Source organism: Paucibacter sp. PLA-PC-4, from assembly GCF_026241155.1.
Taxonomy (GTDB): domain Bacteria; phylum Pseudomonadota; class Gammaproteobacteria; order Burkholderiales; family Burkholderiaceae_C; genus Roseateles_E.
Genome location: NZ_JAPFGP010000017.1, coordinates 26,862 through 44,946, shown reverse-complemented (window position 1 = coordinate 44,946; position 18,085 = coordinate 26,862). Strand labels below are relative to the sequence as shown.

General features: G+C 66.3%; 14 protein-coding genes. 4 read left to right on the top strand and 10 right to left on the bottom strand.

Translation table 11 applies throughout. The features are described 5' to 3' along the window. Positions 1–2: 2 nt before the first annotated feature. Genes OOZ63_RS22730 through OOZ63_RS22710 form a run of 5 tightly spaced genes read right to left on the bottom strand, consistent with a single transcriptional unit; the run spans position 3 to position 5,436 of the window. The gene (locus OOZ63_RS22730) at positions 3–254 is read right to left on the bottom strand and encodes a MoaD/ThiS family protein (RefSeq protein WP_266007912.1); all 252 of its coding nucleotides are present in this window, start codon (positions 252–254) and stop codon (positions 3–5) included. Next, entirely contained in the window at positions 251–1,486 is a 1,236-nt protein-coding gene (gene glp / locus OOZ63_RS22725) for a gephyrin-like molybdotransferase Glp (RefSeq protein ID WP_266007911.1), read from the bottom strand. The genes OOZ63_RS22730 and glp overlap by 4 nt, the downstream gene beginning before the upstream one ends. Then, positions 1,479–2,870 carry a threonine synthase gene (thrC, locus tag OOZ63_RS22720; protein WP_266007910.1) on the bottom strand — a complete coding sequence of 464 codons (1,392 nt, stop codon included), beginning with the start codon at positions 2,868–2,870 and terminating at the stop codon, positions 1,479–1,481. Before thrC ends, glp begins: the two co-directional genes overlap by 8 nt. Next, on the bottom strand, positions 2,870–4,180 hold the full coding sequence (locus tag OOZ63_RS22715) for a homoserine dehydrogenase (RefSeq protein ID WP_266007909.1): 1,311 nt from the start codon (positions 4,178–4,180) through the stop codon (positions 2,870–2,872). Before OOZ63_RS22715 ends, thrC begins: the two co-directional genes overlap by 1 nt. 29 nt (positions 4,181–4,209) lie before the next feature. Continuing rightward, complete coding sequence (locus OOZ63_RS22710; RefSeq protein ID WP_266007908.1) at positions 4,210–5,436, bottom strand: pyridoxal phosphate-dependent aminotransferase; 1,227 nt, start codon at positions 5,434–5,436, stop codon at positions 4,210–4,212. Between the two features lie 89 nt (positions 5,437–5,525). Between OOZ63_RS22710 and OOZ63_RS22705 the strand changes: the two genes are divergently transcribed. From OOZ63_RS22705 to OOZ63_RS22690, 4 genes are all read left to right on the top strand, one after another. Further along, a complete protein-coding gene (locus tag OOZ63_RS22705; RefSeq protein WP_266007907.1) occupies positions 5,526–5,903 on the top strand; it encodes an Mth938-like domain-containing protein in 378 nt (125 codons plus the stop codon). A gap of 116 nt (positions 5,904–6,019) precedes the next feature. Next, entirely contained in the window at positions 6,020–6,499 is a 480-nt protein-coding gene (locus tag OOZ63_RS22700) for a peroxiredoxin (RefSeq protein ID WP_137942299.1), read from the top strand. Between the two features lie 262 nt (positions 6,500–6,761). After that, the gene (locus OOZ63_RS22695; protein ID WP_266007906.1) at positions 6,762–8,492 is read left to right on the top strand and encodes a PhoH family protein; all 1,731 of its coding nucleotides are present in this window, start codon (positions 6,762–6,764) and stop codon (positions 8,490–8,492) included. Between the two features lie 79 nt (positions 8,493–8,571). After that, positions 8,572–9,414 (top strand): HAD family hydrolase, encoded by an 843-nt coding sequence (locus OOZ63_RS22690; protein WP_266007904.1) that lies wholly within the window; start codon positions 8,572–8,574, stop codon positions 9,412–9,414. A 4-nt stretch (positions 9,415–9,418) separates the two neighbouring features. On the opposite strand, the gene OOZ63_RS22685 is transcribed toward OOZ63_RS22690, so the two are convergent. The 5 genes from OOZ63_RS22685 to OOZ63_RS22665 form a co-directional block, all read right to left on the bottom strand. Next, positions 9,419–9,928: a YidB family protein gene (locus OOZ63_RS22685; protein WP_416234774.1), complete on the bottom strand. Its 510-nt coding sequence runs from the start codon at positions 9,926–9,928 to the stop codon at positions 9,419–9,421. Further along, the gene (gene mdtD / locus OOZ63_RS22680; RefSeq protein WP_266007902.1) at positions 9,900–11,321 is read right to left on the bottom strand and encodes a multidrug transporter subunit MdtD; all 1,422 of its coding nucleotides are present in this window, start codon (positions 11,319–11,321) and stop codon (positions 9,900–9,902) included. The genes OOZ63_RS22685 and mdtD overlap by 29 nt, the downstream gene beginning before the upstream one ends. 24 nt (positions 11,322–11,345) lie before the next feature. Continuing rightward, entirely contained in the window at positions 11,346–14,660 is a 3,315-nt protein-coding gene (locus OOZ63_RS22675) for an AAA family ATPase (RefSeq protein WP_266007901.1), read from the bottom strand. Between the two features lie 46 nt (positions 14,661–14,706). Then, a complete protein-coding gene (locus tag OOZ63_RS22670) occupies positions 14,707–15,963 on the bottom strand; it encodes an RCC1 domain-containing protein (protein ID WP_266007900.1) in 1,257 nt (418 codons plus the stop codon). 86 nt (positions 15,964–16,049) lie between these two features. Further along, positions 16,050–18,041, bottom strand: coding sequence for a M3 family metallopeptidase (locus tag OOZ63_RS22665; protein WP_266007899.1), 1,992 nt, complete (start codon positions 18,039–18,041; stop codon positions 16,050–16,052). Positions 18,042–18,085: the final 44 nt, after the last annotated feature.

Sequence of the window (18,085 nt, the reverse complement as noted above, 5' to 3'; positions counted from 1 at the left end):
TCTCAGCCACCCGTCACGGGCGGGAAGAAGGCCACCTCGGCACCGTCGGGGATCAGCGCACCTTCCTGGGCCAGCTGCTGGTTCAGCGCGCAGCGCAGCGACCTGCCGCGCGCCAGCGCCGCCGCATGCGGCTCGCCGCGCGCCAGCAGTTGGTCGCGCAAACGACCCAGGGTCAGGTCTTGCGTCCAGGCCACGGTTTCGACCGGGCCCAGAGCCTCGCGCAGCGAGGCGAAGTAGCGCACCGTGATGCTCATGACAACAATTCCGAGAACGGGATGAAGGCCACCATGTCGCCGGCCGTGATTGCCTGGCCGGACGGGTTGTCCAGCAGCCCGTCGCCCCAGACGGCCGATGTCAGCACGCCCGAGCTCTGGTTCGGGAACAGGTCCAGTCCGCCGGCCGCATTCAGGCGCACGCGCAAAAACTCCTGGCGCCGGTCGGGCCGGGGCCAGTCGAAATCGGCACGCAGCGGGTAGCGCTGCGGCGCCAGCACGGCAGCGCCCTGCAGACGCAGGATCACCGGCCGCACCAGCAGCAAAAAGGTCACGAAGCTGGAGACCGGATTGCCGGGCAGGCCCAGGAACCAGGCGTTCTGGACACGACCGAAAGCCAAGGGCTTGCCAGGCTTGATCGCGATCTGCCACAGATCCAGCGAGCCCTCGGCCTGCACGGCCGGGCGCAGATGGTCTTCCTCGCCGACCGAGACGCCGCCCGAGGTGATGATCAGATCGGCCCGGCTGGCGGCCTCGCGAAGCGCGGCGCGCGTCGCGTCCAGGTTGTCCGGCACGATGCCCAGATCGATGACCTCACAACCCAGGCCCTGCAGCAGGCCGCGCAGCGTGAAACGGTTGCTGTTGTAGATCGCGCCGGGCTTCAGCGGCTCACCAGGCATTACCAGCTCATCGCCGGTCGAGAACAGCGCGACGCGCGGTCGACGCGCCACCGTCAGCGCGGCCGCGCCGACCGAGGCGGCAAGGCCCAGCGCAGCGGCGTCGAGTCGGTGGCCGGCAGCCAGCACCGTGCTGCCCTGCTGCACGTCCTCGCCACGACGGCGTATCCATTGGCCGGCCTCGACTTCAGCGTTGACACGCATCGCACCCAAGCCTTCACCGGCCACGGCCTCGCACTGTTCCTGCATCACCACCGCATCGGCTCCCAGCGGGATCTGCGCGCCGGTGAAGATGCGGGCGGCCGTACCGGGCTGATGGACCGCGCCAACCACGCCGGCCGGCACTCGCTGCGCGACCGGCAGCACCGTGCCAGGTCTTGCCACATCGGCGGCGCGCAGCGCATAGCCGTCCATGCTGGTGTTGTCGGCCGGCGGCACGTCCAGGGCCGAGACCACATCGGCAGCCAGCACCCGGCCCAGGGCCTCGGCGGTCGGCAGCGTGTCGACAGCGCCCAGCGGCTCGACCGCGCCCAGCAGGCGCTGCAGCGCCTCGGCCAGGCTTTGCAGCGCGGGGCGCATCACCTTGGCTTCAGACATGGGCTTGGATGAAGGCTTTGACGGCCTTTGTATCGACCGGCATCACCGTGACTCGCTTGGGCAAGGCCTCGATATTCTCAAGACCCGCCGGGCGCGGCGGCTCAATGTCCAGCGCCTCGCGGATGGTGGCAGCGAACTTGGCCGGCAGCGCGGTCTCCAGCACCAGCATCGTGATGCCGGGCTGGCGATGTTCGAGCGCCACTTTCAGGCCGTCGGCCGTGTGGGTGTCGATCAGCTGGCCGTATTGCTGGTGGCACAGGCGTATTGTCGCCAGACGGTGGGCATGGGTGCTGGAACCGGAGACGAAACCAAAGTCGGCGATAAGCGCCTGCTCCTGGGCGTTGAGCTCAAAACCACCGGCACCGAACAGCGCCTTGACCCGGGAGCCATCGCGGCCCAGCAGATCGAACACGAAACGCTCGAAATTGCTGGCCTTGGAGATGTCCATCGATGGGCTGGATGTCTCGTGCGTGTCGGCAGTGCCGCGCGGGCGGTAGACGCCGGTTCGGAAGAACTCGTCCAGCACATCGTTCTCGTTGGTCGCCACCACCAGCTGCGCGATCGGCAGGCCCATCATGCGCGCCACATGGCCGGCGCAGACATTGCCGAAGTTGCCCGAGGGCACGGTGAAGCTGACCTTCTGTTCGTTGCCCGTCGTCGCCTGGAAATAGCCGGCAAAGTAGTAGACGACCTGGGCCAGCAACCGCGCCCAGTTGATCGAGTTGACGGTGCCGATCTTGTACTTGCGCTTGAAGTCCAGATCATTGGACACTGCCTTGACGATGTCCTGGCAGTCGTCGAACACGCCCTCCACGGCAATATTGTGGATATTGGCTTCCTGCAGGCTGAACATCTGCGCCTGCTGGAAGGGGCTCATCCGGCCGTGCGGCGAAAGCATGAAGACATTGACGCCGGCCTTGCCGCGCATCGCGTACTCGGCCGCGCTGCCGGTGTCGCCCGACGTGGCGCCCAAAATGTTGAGCGTCTCGCCGCGCCGGCCAAGCTCGTACTCGAAGAGCTGACCGAGCAGTTGCATTGCCATGTCCTTGAAGGCCAGCGTCGGCCCGTTGGACAAGGCCTGCAGCGCCAGACCCGGCTCCAGGGTCTTCAGCGGCGTGATCTGCGGCGTGCCAAACACCGCCTCGGTGTAGGTGCGCTGGGTGATCGCGCGCAGATCCTCCGCCGGAATGTCGTCCATGTACAGCGACAGGATCTCGAAGGCCAGATCGGCATAGGCCAGGCCGCGCCACTTCGTCAGCGTCGCGTCATCGACCTTGGGGTACTGCACAGGCAGATAGAGTCCGCCATCGGGCGCCAGCCCCTCCAGCAAGATCTCGCAGAAGCGGCGCTCGGTCTTGTCGCCACGGGTGCTGATGTACTTCATCAGGCGAGTTCCTCTTTGCGGATGCGAACGATGGGTGCCAGCACGGTCGTCAGCGCCTGCATCTGAGCCAGTGCCTTGTTCATGCGGCCCTCGACGGTGTCGTGGGTCAGGATGATCAGGTCGGTCTGCTTCTCGCCTTCGGCCGACTCGCGCTGCAGCACGGCGTCAATCGAGATGTCGTTCTCGGCCAGGATGGTCGTGATGCTGGACAGCACGCCGGCCTGGTCGGCCACGCACAGGCGCAGATAGAAGGCCGTCTGCACCTCGTCCATCGAGAGGATGGGGGTGTCGCTCATCGCATCGGGGCGGAAGGCGAGATGGGGCACGCGGTGCTCGGGGTCGGCGGTGTGCAGCCGGGTGATATCCACCAGATCGGCGATCACGGCCGAGGCGGTGGGCTCGGACCCCGCGCCCTTGCCGTAGTACAGCGTGGAGCCGACGGCATCACCCTGCACCACCACCGCATTCATCGCGCCTTCGACATTGGCGATCAGGCGATTCGTCGGGATCAGCGTCGGATGCACACGCAGCTCGATCCCGTTGTCGCGGCGACGGGTGATGCCCAAAAGCTTGATGCGGTAACCCAGCTGCTCGGCGTATTTGATGTCGGCGGCCTGCAACTTGGTGATGCCCTCGACGTGCGCCTTATCGAACTGCACCGAGATGCCGAAGGCGATCGCGCTCATGATCGTAGCCTTGTGCGCGGCGTCCACGCCCTCGATGTCGAAGGTCGGGTCGGCCTCGGCATAGCCCAGGCGCTGCGCTTCCTTCAGCACCACGCCGAAGTCCAGACCCTTGGAACGCATCTCCGAGAGGATGAAATTGGTCGTCCCGTTGATGATGCCGGCGATCCACTCGATGCGGTTCGCGGTCAAGCCTTCGCGCAAAGCCTTGATGATGGGGATGCCGCCGGCCACAGCCGCCTCGAAGGCGACGATCACGCCCTTGGCGTGCGCGGCGGCAAAAATCTCGGTGCCGTGGACTGCCAGCAGAGCCTTGTTGGCCGTGACCACATGCTTGCCGGCGGCAATCGCCTCCAGCACCAAGGCCTTGGCAACGCCGTAGCCGCCGATCAGCTCGATGACGATGTCGATCTCGGGGTTGGCGATGACCTTGCGCGCGTCGTCAACGACCTCAACGCTGTCGCCGACGATGCCCTTGGCACGTGCGACATCGAGGTCGGCCACCATCGCGATCTCGATGCCACGGCCGGCGCGCCCGCGAATCTCCTCCTGGTTGCGGCGCAGCACATTGAAGGTGCCGCTGCCCACGGTGCCAATGCCCAAGAGGCCGACTTTGATCGCTTTCATCTGGTATCTCAATTCTGGATTAGGTTCGTTCAACGCCCGGCACGCTTGCGGTAATGCGCCAGGAAACGCTCGATGCGGCCCACCGCTTCCTTCAGATCGTCGGAATTGGGCAGGAACACGAGGCGGAAGTGATCGGGGGCTGTCCAGTTGAAGCCCGTCCCTTGCACGATCAGCACCTTTTCCTCGGCCAGCAACTCGTAGGCGAACTGCTGGTCGTCCTCGATCGGATAGATCTTGGGGTCCAGGCGGGGGAACATATAAAGCGCCGCTTTCGGCTTGACCACGCTGACGCCGGGAATCTGGCTCAGCAACTCATAGGCGAGATCGCGCTGGCGGCACAGCCGTCCGTTCGGTGCCACCAGATCCTTGATGCTCTGATAGCCGCCCAAGGCCGTCTGGATCGCCAGTTGGCCCGGTGTGTTGGCGCACAAGCGCATCGAGGCCAGCATGTTCAGGCCGGTGATGTAGTCCTTGGCATGGCGCTTCTCGCCGGAGACCACCATCCAACCGGCGCGGTAGCCGCAGGCGCGGTAGTTCTTCGAGAGGCCGTTGAAGGTCAGGCACAGCACATCATCGGCCAGCGAGGCGATGCTGGTGTGGACGGCGCCGTCGTAAAGCGTCTTGTCGTAGATCTCGTCGGCCATGATGATCAGCTGGTGCTGACGGGCCACTTCGACAATCTCCCGCAGCAGACTCTCCGGGTAGAGTGCGCCGGTGGGGTTGTTCGGATTGATGACGACGATGGCCTTGGTGTTGGGCGTGATCTTGGCCTTGATGTCGGTGATGTCGGGGAACCAGTCGCTGCTCTCGTCACAGATGTAGTGCACCGGATTGCCACCCGACAGCGCCACCGCAGCCGTATACAGCGGATAGTCGGGCGCCGGCAGCAGCACCTCGTCGCCGTTGTCCAGCAAGGCATTGAGCGCCATCACGATCAGCTCGGAGGCGCCGTTACCCAGATACACATCATCGACCGTGACGCCGTGGATCTGCTTTTCTTGGCAGTAGTGCACCACCGACTTGCGTGGCGCGAACAGCCCCTTGGAATCGGTATAGCCGGCCGCCGCAGGCAGGTTGCGTATCATGTCCTGGACGATTTCGTCCGGCGGTTCCAGGCCGAAGGCGGCGATGTTGCCGATGTTCAGCTTGATGATCTTCTGACCCTCTTCCTCCATCTGGCGCGCCTTGTCGAGCACGGGTCCGCGGATGTCGTAGCAGACATTGGCCAGCTTGCTGGACTTGGCGATGGGCTTCAAGACGGGACTCCTGGGGGCGTGGGGCTGCAAACGTAGAATTTAAACACAGGGTTTGCACCCGCCCCGGCCGACAGCGCCCGTACAACAGCATGAAGTTCCAACTTGACGAGCCGCAAGGCGGCAACAGCATCTCCCGACACGACGGCCAGAACGTCTGGGTCAACGGCCAGCAGCACGGCGAGAGCCTGCTGGTGCCCTGGCGCGGCGAAGTGCAGACCTGGGGCTTGGCGCGCTTTGAGGACCTGAGCGAAGCGCATTTCGAGCGTATCCTGGCGCTCAAGCCCGAGCTAGTGATTTTCGGAAGCGGTGCAAGGATCCGTTTCGCTCGCCCGGCGCTCTACCGCAGCCTGATCGCAGCGCGCATCGGCGTAGAAACCATGGATCTGGCCGCGGCGTGCCGCACTTACAACGTGCTGGCCAGTGAAAGTCGCACGGTCTTGGCCGCCTTGTTGATAGAACGCCCCTGAAGAGCGGCCAAACCCGCTATGCTGGCAATCCCCCCCAGTGGCGACAAGAGGGCTTGCGGTTCAACGTATAATTGGCGGCTATGCCCACCCGGGCACACATCTTTACAGAACGCCACATGACGCCAGCGCTCAACAAACCTCTCCCGGACATTGAAGCTCTTGCCACCGGCGGCGTGAAGTTCACACCGCAAGCCTTTCTCGGTCAAGCCGTGGTGCTGTACTTCTACCCGAAGGACAACACGCCGGGTTGCACCACCGAAGCGATGCAGTTCCGTGACCGCCACAAGGACTTCGTCAAAGCCGGCGCCGTGGTGCTGGGCGTGTCGCGCGACAATATGGTGTCGCACGACAAGTTCAAGCAGAATCTGGAACTGCCCTTCGAGCTGATTGCCGACACCGAAGAGAAGCTCTGCCACATGTTCGGCGTGGTCAAAAACAAGATCATGTACGGCAAGAAGGTCAAGGGCATTGAGCGCTCCACCTTTCTGATCGACGCTGCCGGCGTGCTGCGTGCCGAGTGGCGCGGCATCAAGGTCGCCGGCCATGTCGACGAAGTCCTGAAGGCTGTCAAGTCCTTCAAGAAAGAAGCCGCCTGAACCTCACGGCGAGCTCTGCAGTATCCACGCGAAGCCGGCCGAGGAAGTATTTCTGGCCGGCTTTGTTGCATCTTTGCCGCGCTGCAGCACCTGCCTCGGCCCTCATGAGGCTTTGTGCATAATGGCTTCCATGCCCGGTAGCCACGCAGCCAGATCCCCCCAAAGCCGCACAGCAGCCTGTGCGGCTTTTTGCTTTTTCGGCCCGGACATCTATCTTTTGCCTTTGACCTCCAGACCGTAAACGCGGCCTGCTCAATACCTCATGCCACTGCCCAAGCCTCCGACCAAACGCGCCAGCCTCCTCGAGCCCTCCGCCTTTGCCTCCACGCTGGCGGTCAGCAAAACACCCCAAACGATTCCCAGCCGCGCGGCAACGATAGAGACGGTGACCGCGCCCAGCGCCGTTGCATCCTCGACCAATGCGCCTAATAGACTGCCAAACAGAGCGCCAACCAAGTCTGCGGCCAGGAAGCAGGCGCCGGCCGCCGCCGCGCCGAGCCCGCAGCCCAGCCTGGCCCTGGTCACGCCAAGCCCGGCGCCAGCGCCCCAAAAAACCGCCAAGCCCAAGGCCGCCGCCAAGCCGCGTATCGCCGGCCCGGCCAAGCTCTTCGTGCTGGACACCAATGTGCTGATGCACGATCCGATGTGCCTGTTCCGCTTCGAGGAGCACGACATCTATCTACCGATGATCACGCTCGAAGAGTTGGACGGCCACAAGAAGGGCATGACTGAGGTGGCCCGCAATGTGCGCCAGGTCAGCCGCGACCTCGATGCGCTGGCCGCCAGCCTGCAAAGCAGCACGCTGGAAGAAATGGCTCTGGGCCTGCCGCTGGACCACACCGGCCACCGCGAGGCCGGTGGCAAGCTGTTCTTTCAGACCGGGCTGATCGACACGCCGCTGCCCCAGGGCCTGCCGCAAGGCAAGGCGGACAACCAGATCCTCGGTGTGGTGCAGGCGCTTCAGCGCCAGCAGCCTGGCCGCGAGGTGGTGCTGGTGTCCAAGGACATCAATATGCGCATCAAGGCCCGTGCGCTGGGCCTGCCCGCCGAGGACTACCGCAACGACAAGACGCTAGAAGATTCAGACCTGCTCTACACCGGCGTTCAGGCGCTGCCGGCCGACTTCTGGGACCGCCACGGCAAGACCATGGAGAGCTGGCAGCAAGGCGGCATCACCTACTACCGCATCAGCGGCCCGCTGGTGCCCTCGCTGCTGATCAACGAGTTCATCTACCTGGAGGCACCCGGCGCGGCGCCGCTGTATGCCAAGGTCACCGAGATCACCGGCAAGAGCGCCGTCCTGCGCACCCTGAAGGACTACGGTCACCAGAAGAACTCGGTCTGGGGCGTGACCGCTCGCAACCGCGAGCAGAACTTCGCGTTGAACCTCTTGATGGACCCGGACTGCGACTTCATCACGCTGACCGGCACCGCCGGCACCGGCAAGACCCTGATGACACTGGCCGCCGGATTGCAGCAGGTGCTGGACGAGCGCCGCTACTCCGAGATCATCGTGACCCGGGTGACTGTGCCGGTCGGCGAGGACATCGGCTTCCTGCCCGGCAATGAAGAAGAGAAGATGGGCCCGTGGATGGGCGCGCTGGACGACAACCTGGAAGTGCTGGCGCGCGGCGACAGCAGCTCCGGCGAGTGGGGCCGCGCCGCCACCAATGACCTGGTGCGCAGCAAGATCAAGATCAAGAGCCTGAACTTCATGCGCGGTCGCACCTTCCTGAACAAGTTCGTCATCATCGACGAGGCGCAAAACCTGACTCCCAAACAGATGAAGACCCTGATCACCCGTGCCGGTCCCGGCACCAAGATCGTCTGCCTGGGCAATCTGGCCCAGATCGACACGCCTTATCTGACCGAGGGCAGCTCGGGCCTGACCTTTGCCGTCGACCGCTTCAAGGGCTGGGGCCATAGCGGCCACATCACGCTGGCTCGCGGCGAGCGCTCGCGGCTGGCCGATTTTGCTTCCGAGGTGCTCTAGTCATTGAGGGCTGGAACTGACTGGCACGTCCGGCAGTTCTGGCCCCAACCATTTGTAGCTGTTGGCTGTTGGGTTTTTGATGACTTTGTATGTTTCGGATCTGGACGGCACGCTGCTGAATCCGCAGGCCGAGCTGTCCGCGTTCACCCGTGCCGGCCTGGTCCGGCTGCTGGACGAGGGCTTGTCCTTCACGGTGGCTAGCGCACGCCATGTCTCGTCGATCGGCCGCATCCTCCGTGATCTGCCGCTGCGCCTGCCGGTGATCTCGGCCAACGGTGCCTACATCAGTGAGATGAGCAGCGGCCAGCACGAGCTGGTCCATGCGATGGATCCGGCCTTGGCCCAGGCCATCTTCGCGCTGATGCGCTGGCGCGGCTTCATGCCTTTTGCGGCCACCTACGGGCCACGCGGCGACCGCCTGTTCTGGCAGTCGGTGCACAACGAAGCCCAGTTGGACTTCGTCGAGCAGCGCCAGAGCAACGGCGACCCGCGGCTGCGCCACACCGACAACATCGGTGCCGAGTTGGTCGACCCGGTAGTGACGATGATTCTGATCGAACGCGCGGCGCCGATGCGGGCGCTGATGGCAGAGATCCAGGCCCTGGCCGGCGACGCGATCGATATCCATCTGGCCGACGACCTCTACCGCCCCGGCTGGCCCTGGCTGACCCTGCACGACCGGCGGGCCACCAAGGACCAGGCGATCAAGACCCTGGCCCAGCGCTACGATCTGCACGAGCGCGAGATCGTCGTGTTCGGCGACCAGGTCAACGACATCACAATGCTGCGCGCCGCGCACCGCGGTATCGCGGTCGGCAATGCCATCGCCGAGGTCAAGCAAGAGGCCCATGCGGTGATAGGCCCCCACCACGAGGACAGCGTGATGCGCTTCATCGAGACCGACTGGCGCCGCAGCCGCTGAAGGCTCAGCGACGCAGCAACTGTCCCAGCAGCCCGCCCAGATCCACGCCGCCGCTGGGCAGTTGGCCATTGGGCGTGAGCTGGTCGACGATTTGCGGCAGCCATTGGCTCAGCTGCGCACCTGCCTCGCTGGTCGAGACTCCTGCCTGGCCGGCCAGCTGCCCCAGCAGATCCCCGCCCAGGGCCGAGCCCAGCTGATCGCCCGAGACCGGCAGATTGGCCCCGGTCGAGACCCAGCTCTGCACCTGCTCGCCCAGGCCGGCGGCCTGAAGTTGCTGCAGGATGCCGGCAAGCCCGCCGCCCTGGCCCGAGCTCTGGTTGGCCAGCAGGCCGCCGATCAGGCTGACCCAATCGACGCCGCCGCCCTGCCCTTGCTGACCGTTCAAGGCCTGCTGGGCCGCGCCCAGCAAAGAATCCATCAAGCCCATGATTGCTCCCACAGCGCAGCGCGATCCGCCGCGCACCGATTGTGGACGAAGCGCGTGACTATTCCTGTCCCATCGTGTCGCCGGCATCAGTCACACCCTCGTGGCGACGCAACTGGGCAAAGATGAAGGCCGCCAACGCCGCCATCACGCCGATCGACAAATAGGTGGCCTGGAACGCCGGCAGCAGATCCACGCTGCGTTCTGCCCCGGAATACAGCAACAAGAAAGCGCTGGAGGTAGCTACGCCCAGGCTCATCGATAGCTGCATCACAACCGACAGCAGGCTGTTGCCGCTGCTGGCGGTCTGCGCGTCAAGGTCGCCCAGGGTCAAAGTGTTCATCGCGGTGAACTGCATACTGTTGACCATGCCGAACAGACCCAGATGCAGGGCCAGCCAGAGGTGCGAGGTGTCGCGGTCGACCAGTGCAAAGCTGGCGATCATCAGGCCCAGCAGCACCGTGTTGAAGACCAGCACGCTGCGGTAGCCGGCGCGGCGTATCAGCTTGATCGCCACTGTCTTGGTCAGCATCGCGCCGAGTACCGTGGGGATCATCGACAGCCCAGCTACGCTGGGAGAAAAGCCCAGCCCAAGTTGCAAAAACATCGGCGTCAAAAAGGGCGTGGCGCCGCTGCCCAGGCGGGCGAACACATTCCCTATCAGCCCGATGCGGTAGGTCGGGATCGCAAACAGCCGCATATTGAACAGCGGCGCCGGCGCACGCGCCGCATGCAGCCAGTAGGCCATTATGCTGGCCATGCCGGCCACCACCAGCACGATGCTCACCGCGACGCTGATCACGTGCTCGCCGAAGCCTTGAAGCCCGACCGACAGCAGCATCAGCCCGAGGCTGAACAGCACAAAGCCGCCCCAGTCGAAGCGGCCGGGCGCTGCACTCTTGAGCTGGGGCATGTAGCGCAGGCTGGCCGCGACACCCAGGGCACCGACCGGCAGATTGATCAGAAAGATCCAGTGCCAGCTGGCGTACTGCACCAGCAGGCCGCCGAGCGCCGGCCCGATCAGCGGCCCGATCAGCCCCGGCAAGGCGATGAAGGTCATCACCGGCAGGAACTCCTCCTTCGGAAACGCGCGCAACACCGCCAGCCGCCCGACTGGCACCAAGAGCGCCCCGCCGACCCCTTGTAGCACCCGTGCCGCGACCAACACCCGCAGTGAGGGGCTGAGCGCGCAAGCCAGCGAGCCCAGGCTGAACAGCACGATGGCCCAGATGAAGAGTCGGCGCGTACCGAAGCGGTCTGCCAGCCAGCCCGAGGCTGGGATCAAGAGTGCAACGGTCAGCATATAGGCGACCACGGCCGACTGCATGCGCAGCGGGTTCTCGCCCAGATCGGCGGCCATGCCCGGCAACGCCGTGTTCAGGATGGTCGTGTCCAAGGTCTGCATGAAGAAGGCCAGCGCGACCAGCCAAGGCAGGAAGCGACGCGTCGGCGCATCGAGGATGGGGCGGTCAAGCTCGGGCATTGCGCCAGTATCGGGCAGGCGCGTTCAGTGCACCGACAACTCGGCGGCCGACAGGCCGGCCGTGACGGCGCTGCGATGCAGAAAACTGTCCTGGAAAGCTGCCGGCACCTGCGGAAACACCTGCAGATGCACCCAGTGCAGGGCCGCGAGCCGGCAGCGCCGGGCATCGGCCGCCAGATCGAGCCGCGAAAACCCTTGTGCGGCTTGCGCCAACTGCTGGGCCGGGCTGAACATCGGATGCCGCCAGCGCAGCGCCATTACCTCCAGCTGGCCGGCACAGGTTGGCACGGCGTCCAGCGTCGGCTGCAACAACAGCGCCCGCAGACGAACACGCTCGAGCTCAGCCGCCAGACCCTGCAGTTGGCGCTGCGCCATCAGCGGCTGCAACTCCTCGCAGCAGCGCAGGGCCTGGTCGGGCTCGGCCTGCTGCGCCTGCAACAGTCGGATCTGCAGCCAGTCATAGCGATGCATGGGCTTGAGCGAGGCTGCCAGCGCCTCGTCGAGCATGGGGCTCGCGTCGCCGGCCAGCGCCTGCGTCAGGCGCGCCCGCATGATCAGCCGCTTGGCACGCCAGTTGCCTGGCGGCACCGCCTCATCGCCACCCAGCACATGCAGCGCTCGCGCCGGCTGACCCAAGTTCAGCCAGGACTGGGCCAGCCACTGCTCCAGATTGGCCCGCAGCGCGCCGATGCCCGCCGGCGTGCGCGCCAGCTCGCTCTCCAGCCGTGTCAGGCCATCGGCATAGCGCCCCAGTCCGCACAACATGTAGCCCAGCACCGCGTTATTCCACGCCGCCAGTTCCTGGAGCTGCCCGGCATCGGCGGCCAGTGCGGCAGCGGCCTGCGCATGCGCGACGCCAGTCTCCAGATCGCCCTGGCGCAAGCGATGGCCGACCAGATTCATGTGCGCGCTGACCTGCTCGCTCAGATGTCCGGCCTGCTCTGCCCAGCGCAGATGGCGCTGGGTCCAGTCCATCGCTTCGACCGGCCGGTCCGTGTACATCTTCAGATTGACATAGGTGCCGCAGAAATCCAGCCGCTGCTCCACATCGTCGACGCTGGCGACACGCTCCTCCCAGGGCGCCAGCAGCGCCAGCCCCTCCTCGGGCCGCCCCAGTTGCCCGCATGCCTGGGCGACGCAGCGCGCAGCCTCCATGCGCACCAGCTCCTCATGCGGTTCGGCCAGCGCCAGCGCATGGCGGCCGGCCTCCTCGCTATCGGCCAAGCGACCTGACCACAGACAAGTCAGCGCGTGCAGCGCCCAGGCCTGCGCCGCCGGAGCCGCCCGGTCGGCCGGCGCCGGCAGCAGCCGTTCGCTCAGCGCTAGGGCCGCTGCTGCTCCCTCGCCCAGCAGCAGCGGCCGAACTGCCGCCAGCCGGGCAAGCCGGGCGGGCGCCACATCCCCGGCCAACTCCAGTGCATCGGCCTGGGCCAGCAGCAGCTGGGCCTGTTCGCGCGCTCGCCCGGCGGCCTGAGCGCGCTGGGCGGCCGCCGCGAATGCCTGGGCCGCCGGACGCGGCTGACCGGCCGCCTGCCAGTGCGCGGCCACGCGTGCAGGCTCAACCCCTTGCTGCAGCAACAGAGCCGCGACCTGCCCATGAAGATGAGCCGTCAGCACGGCGGGTGTGATGCGAAGCACCGCGTCATGCACCAGGTCATGCGCGAAGTCGGTGCCGCGCAAGACCTGGGCGGCCTCCAGCTCGTCCCAGGCATTGGCCAGCGCCAGCGCCGGCGCACCCAGCACCTGCTCGGCCAGAGCCACGCTGAAGTCGGGCACCGCAATCGCAGCCACCCGCGACAGGGCCAACGCGGCGTCCGATAGCCGGCGCAGCCGCTGCTCCAGCAGATGCATCAACCCGACCGGCTGCGGCAACACCCGGGCCTGAGGTCGACCCTGCAACGAGGCCCGCAGGGTCTCGATGACAAACAGCGGATTGCCACCCGTATGGCGCGCCAGCGCGGCAGCCCCGTGCGCGGGATCCATCCCGTTCAGACCCAGGCTATCCACCAACTCCTGCAGCTGAGGCTCGCTGAGCGGCAAGACCTGCAACCAGCGGGCCTGCGGCGACTCGGCCAGGTCCTGCAGCAAAGCGAGGTCGGCATCGGCGGCGGCGGCCGGCCGGTGAGCCAGCACCCAGCGCAAGCCCTGCAGCGCATCAGAGCGCACCAGCTCCAGCAGCATCTCGACACTGGCCCGGTCGGCAAAGTGCAGATCGTCGACCAGCAAGCGCGTGAGCCCGGCGAGCCCGGCCCGGGCCAGCAAATCCTCCAACGCCCGCTGCAACTGCTGCACCGTGGTCCGGAGCCTGGGCACACTCGCCTCGTCCAGCAGCGGGGCCAGGGCTGTGCCATCAGACAGCTCAACGCGCTCCTTCAGCGCGCGCACCAGACGCACCAGGCTGCCGTAGGGAACACCGGCATCGCCTGGCCGCGCCTGCACATGCAAGACCGCCGCACCGTAGCCGCGCTCGAGCTCCTGCAGCACCCGGGTCTTGCCCATGCCTGCCTCACCCACCAGCACCGTCACCGCAGACTCTGCCCGCGCCAGTTGGGACAGCAGCTCCTCGCGCCCGACCAGACGTGGTGGGCGCATCAGGCTCACCGCCGGCAGACCCGGCGCGAGCGGAGTCAGTGGGGTCAGGGCTTGCCCACGCTCAACCAAGTCCAGCAAAGCCAGGGTCTCTGCGCCGGGCCGCAAGCCCAGACCTTCCTTCAGTGCGGCCTCGCAGGCCTCGAAGGCAGCCACGGCAGCGGCGGTATCGCCGCGCAGATAGTGCAGGCGCATCAGGCGGCGGTGCGCATACTCGCTGAGCGTGTCCTCGCTCAGTTGGCGGCGGGCATAGCGCAGAGCCAGCACCAGCTGGCCTTTTTGCTCCGCCTCCGCCGCGAGCCGGGCCAGAAGCTCCCGCAGCGCCTGGGCACGGGTCTGGCGCTCGACCGTCAGCCAGGCAGCGAACTCGCTCTCAGCGTCGTACTCGAAACCCGCCAGCAGCGGCTCGATTCGGACCTCCGGGTCGTCGCCCAATCGCGTTTCCAGCGGCACCGTATCGACGCTCAGATCTGGCGCCAGCTCGATGCGCTCGCCCATCTCGACCAGCCGCGCCCCCGTGGCGCGGCGAAGCCGGTAGATGCGCTGGCGCAGATTGTTCAGCGCCGCCGGCTCCGTGACCTCAGGCCACAGCATCAGTGCCAGCGTGGCGCTGGTCGCCGATTTATTCAGCGCAGCATAGGCCAGCCAGGCAGCGTCCTTGCGGGCCAGCGGCTCGGGTGGCGAGTCGGCCGCGCCAAGCCTGCGCAGATGCGGTACCCCCAGCAACTGCAACTGCCACGCCGTCCCCATGCTGCGCTCCCTAGCCGACAAGACAGTCGGCATTACAACCCAGGCCTCAGTTCAAGGACAAGCCCAAGGCCCGCACCGGTGTGTGGCGCTCCAGCGTGCTGCCGTCGCCCAGCTCGCCGTTGCCGTTGCCGCCCCAGCCCCAGACCGTGCCATCGCCTAGACGCAACAGGCACAGGCCGTCGTCGCAGGAGACATCGACCGCCGCCGCAAGACTGGCAAGCGGTGTCGGCGAGGTGACCGGGAGCCCATTGCCCAGCCCGCTGTAGGCATTGCCGCCCCAGGCCCAGACGCGTCCGTCGCTGCCGACGGCCACCGAGGCATTGCGGCTGGCACCGATCGCGCGCACGCTGTCAAGACCCGGCACCAGGGCCGGCACCATCACCGGCACGAAGTCGCCGCTGCTGCCGTTACCCAGTTGCCCTTCGACGTTGCGCCCCCAGGCCATCACTCGGCCATTGCTCAGTAGCGCCAGGCAGTGCTGGGTGCATGAGACATCGACCACGTCAGCCAGGCCGGCCAGTTGCTCCGCACTGCCGCTATGGACCTGCTCAGGGCCGCCCGTTCCCATCACCGTCGCGGTGCTCCAAGACAGCCGCCAGACCGTGCCGTCGGACTTGATCGCCAGCGGCGCCTGCTTGCTGTCGACGCCTCCGGTCATGCCGGCAGCCAACTTGCGCACGCCGCTGAAACCGCCGATCTGGCGCGGTGCGACCGATTCGGGCGCATACCTCAGCACACCAGGCCAATGCCAGACCGTGCCGTCATTGCGAAGGGCCAGCGAGTAGCTGCTGACGGGCAGGCCCGCCACCACGCCGTCGACACCGGCCATTGGGCGCGGCGCATCCACATTGGCATTGATCGCGTCGCCGCCCAGCGTGCCGCCGCTGCTCACGCCCCAGCCGTACAGCAGGCCGTCCCGGCCCAACGCTAGAGAGCTCAGGCGGCCTGCAGCAATCGAGCTGGCCTCAATGCCACTGATTACCCGAGCCGTGCTGCTCGCCAAGGCCGTGCCGGGCGTGCGGTCCAGCAGCGTGCTGCGCCCCAGCAGCAGCACCGCCCCATCGGCACGCAGCAGCAAACCATAGCCCAGGCCGGCACTGATCGCTGGGGTGGCCGTAGGCGTAGGCGTAGGCGTAGGCGTTGGCGTTGGCGTAGGCGTAGGCGTAGGCGTTGGCGTCGGCGCTGGGACCGGCGCCGGTGTCGGCGCGGCGGCAATGGGTTCATCAACACCGTCGCCGCCACCGCAGCCCCACAAACCCAAAGCGAGGCCCAGACCGAGGGCCGTATTTACAAGCTGTCTCATCACCATCTCCCCAAGCGAGCTCTCCCACGAGAGCCATCGCTTGCTTTGTAGGGCGAGGTGAATTACTGACCAGTTACCAGGCCCGCTTACTTGCGCAGATAGTCGAAGAAGGCTTTGGCGTTGGGCTCGCGTTTCAGGAACTCATGCACCAGTTCGGGCGCCGGGCGTTGGCCGCCATTGCCCAGCACGATGTCACGGTAGCGCCGGCCGGTCTCGGGGCCGAGCTTGTCGGCGTTGAACTCGGTGCGCAGGTCCATCGCCAGCACCAGGCTCCACAGATAGCCGTAGTAGCCGGCACCGTAGCCGCCAGCCACATGGCCGAAGCCGGCCGGGAACATCGTGCCCGCCACATGGCCCAGCGGCGTCGCGCCCTCCATCTTGGCCCACAGCGCCATTGGCTCTGGCACGTCCGGGCCGTGCAGAGCCAGATCGTAGCCGGCATACAGATGCTGGCGACCATACTGCGAGCCCTTGGCAAAGTCCTTGGCGGCCTGGGCCTTGTCGACCAGCGCGTCCGGCACCGGCTTGCAGCTCGCGCAGACCTCCGCCATCAACTTGAGCACCTGCTTGTCGTAGACCCAGTCTTCCAGCATCTGCGAGGGCGCCTCGACGAAGTCATGCATGACCGAGGTGCCCCCCTGGCTGGCATAGCGGGTCTGCGACAGATTGTTGTGCACCGCATGGCCTAGCTCGTGCAGTAGGGTCTCAACCTCGTCCAAGGTCAGGCCCTTGCGATCAAAATTGACGACCAAAGCGGCGGTCGGCGTGCGGCCCATGCGTGTCGCGCTGGAGCGCAGCGGCCAGACTGCCGCATGGTTGTACTTGCCCTCGCGGGGATAGAGGTCCACATACATGGTCGCCAGCGCCTTGCCGGTGGTCGCGTCGTTGACCGCGAAGGCCTGCACCTCGGGGTGCCAGAGCTGAGCCTTCACCGGCGTGTAGCGCACGCCCATCATCTTCTCGACGATGCGCATTGTGAACAGCAGGCTCTCCTGCGGCGGGAAGTACTGGCGGAAGGCTTCTTGGTCGACGCTGTAGCGCTGCTGGCGGATACGCTCGCTGTAGTAGCTGGCGTCCCAGCGCTGCACCGTGGTCGCCTCAGGCGCGGTGCCGAGCTGCTCGGCCTTGGCGGCGCGCAGCTCCAGCAGGTCGGCGCGCTCACCCTCGGTCACCGTGCTCTTGACCTCGTCAAGGAACTTCCAGGCAGTGGCCGCGTCCTTGGCCATCTTGCGGCGCAGATTGAAGTCCACATAGTTCGTGAAGCCGAACAACTTCGCGTACTCGTGCCGCGCCTGAATGATCTCGGCCAGCAGCTTCAGATTGGCCGCCCCGCCCTCATTGGTCTTGGCCCGCCACATGCGCTCGCGCGCCGCGCCGCTGTCGGCGCTCTGCAGCACCGGGCCATAGCTCGGGTAGTCGACGCCCAGCACGATGCGGCCCTCGGCATCGCGCGGCGCGCTCTTCCAAACGCCTTCAGGCACGCCCTTGAGCTCGGCCTCGGTGAACACCACCTTGACGCCGGCATCGCGGATGTTCTTCTCGAAGTTCTGGTTCAGCTCACTGAGCTTGTCAAGAATCTGCTTGGCGCGCTTGCGCTGCGCAGGCGGCAGGGCCACACCGCCGTCCTCGAAGCCGCCCAGGCCCACCCGCACCAGCTCGCGGTCGATCGCATCGGCGGCGGGCGCGGACTTCAAGGCACGATAGATCTTCTCGTTCTGGCCGTAGCTGGAGCTGAAATCAGCCCAGCGCAGCGAGCAGGCCTGCGCTGCCTCGCGCACCGGCTTGTCGGGGTGGACGTTGAGCACGAATTCAATTGGGTACTGGGTGTCCTCGATGAAGGCATAGAAGTCATCGTAGGCGGCCAGCCAGCCGGCATCGACCTTGCGGCGCTCCAGGCCGGACAGTCGCTGACGGGCCGCGCTCAGGCCCTTGTCGCAGGCCGATTTGATCTGGGCGGCGTTCTTGTACTGCGGGAAGGCCGGGCCGGGCAGGCCCGTGGCTGTGGCCTGAGAGGTCTGCGCCGAGGCGCTCAGGGCCAGCAGGCCGGCGGCCAGCAAGCAGGTCTTGTGAAGCTTCATGCGGTCATCTCCGTTGACTGTGGCCGCGATGGCGGCGCGCGCGG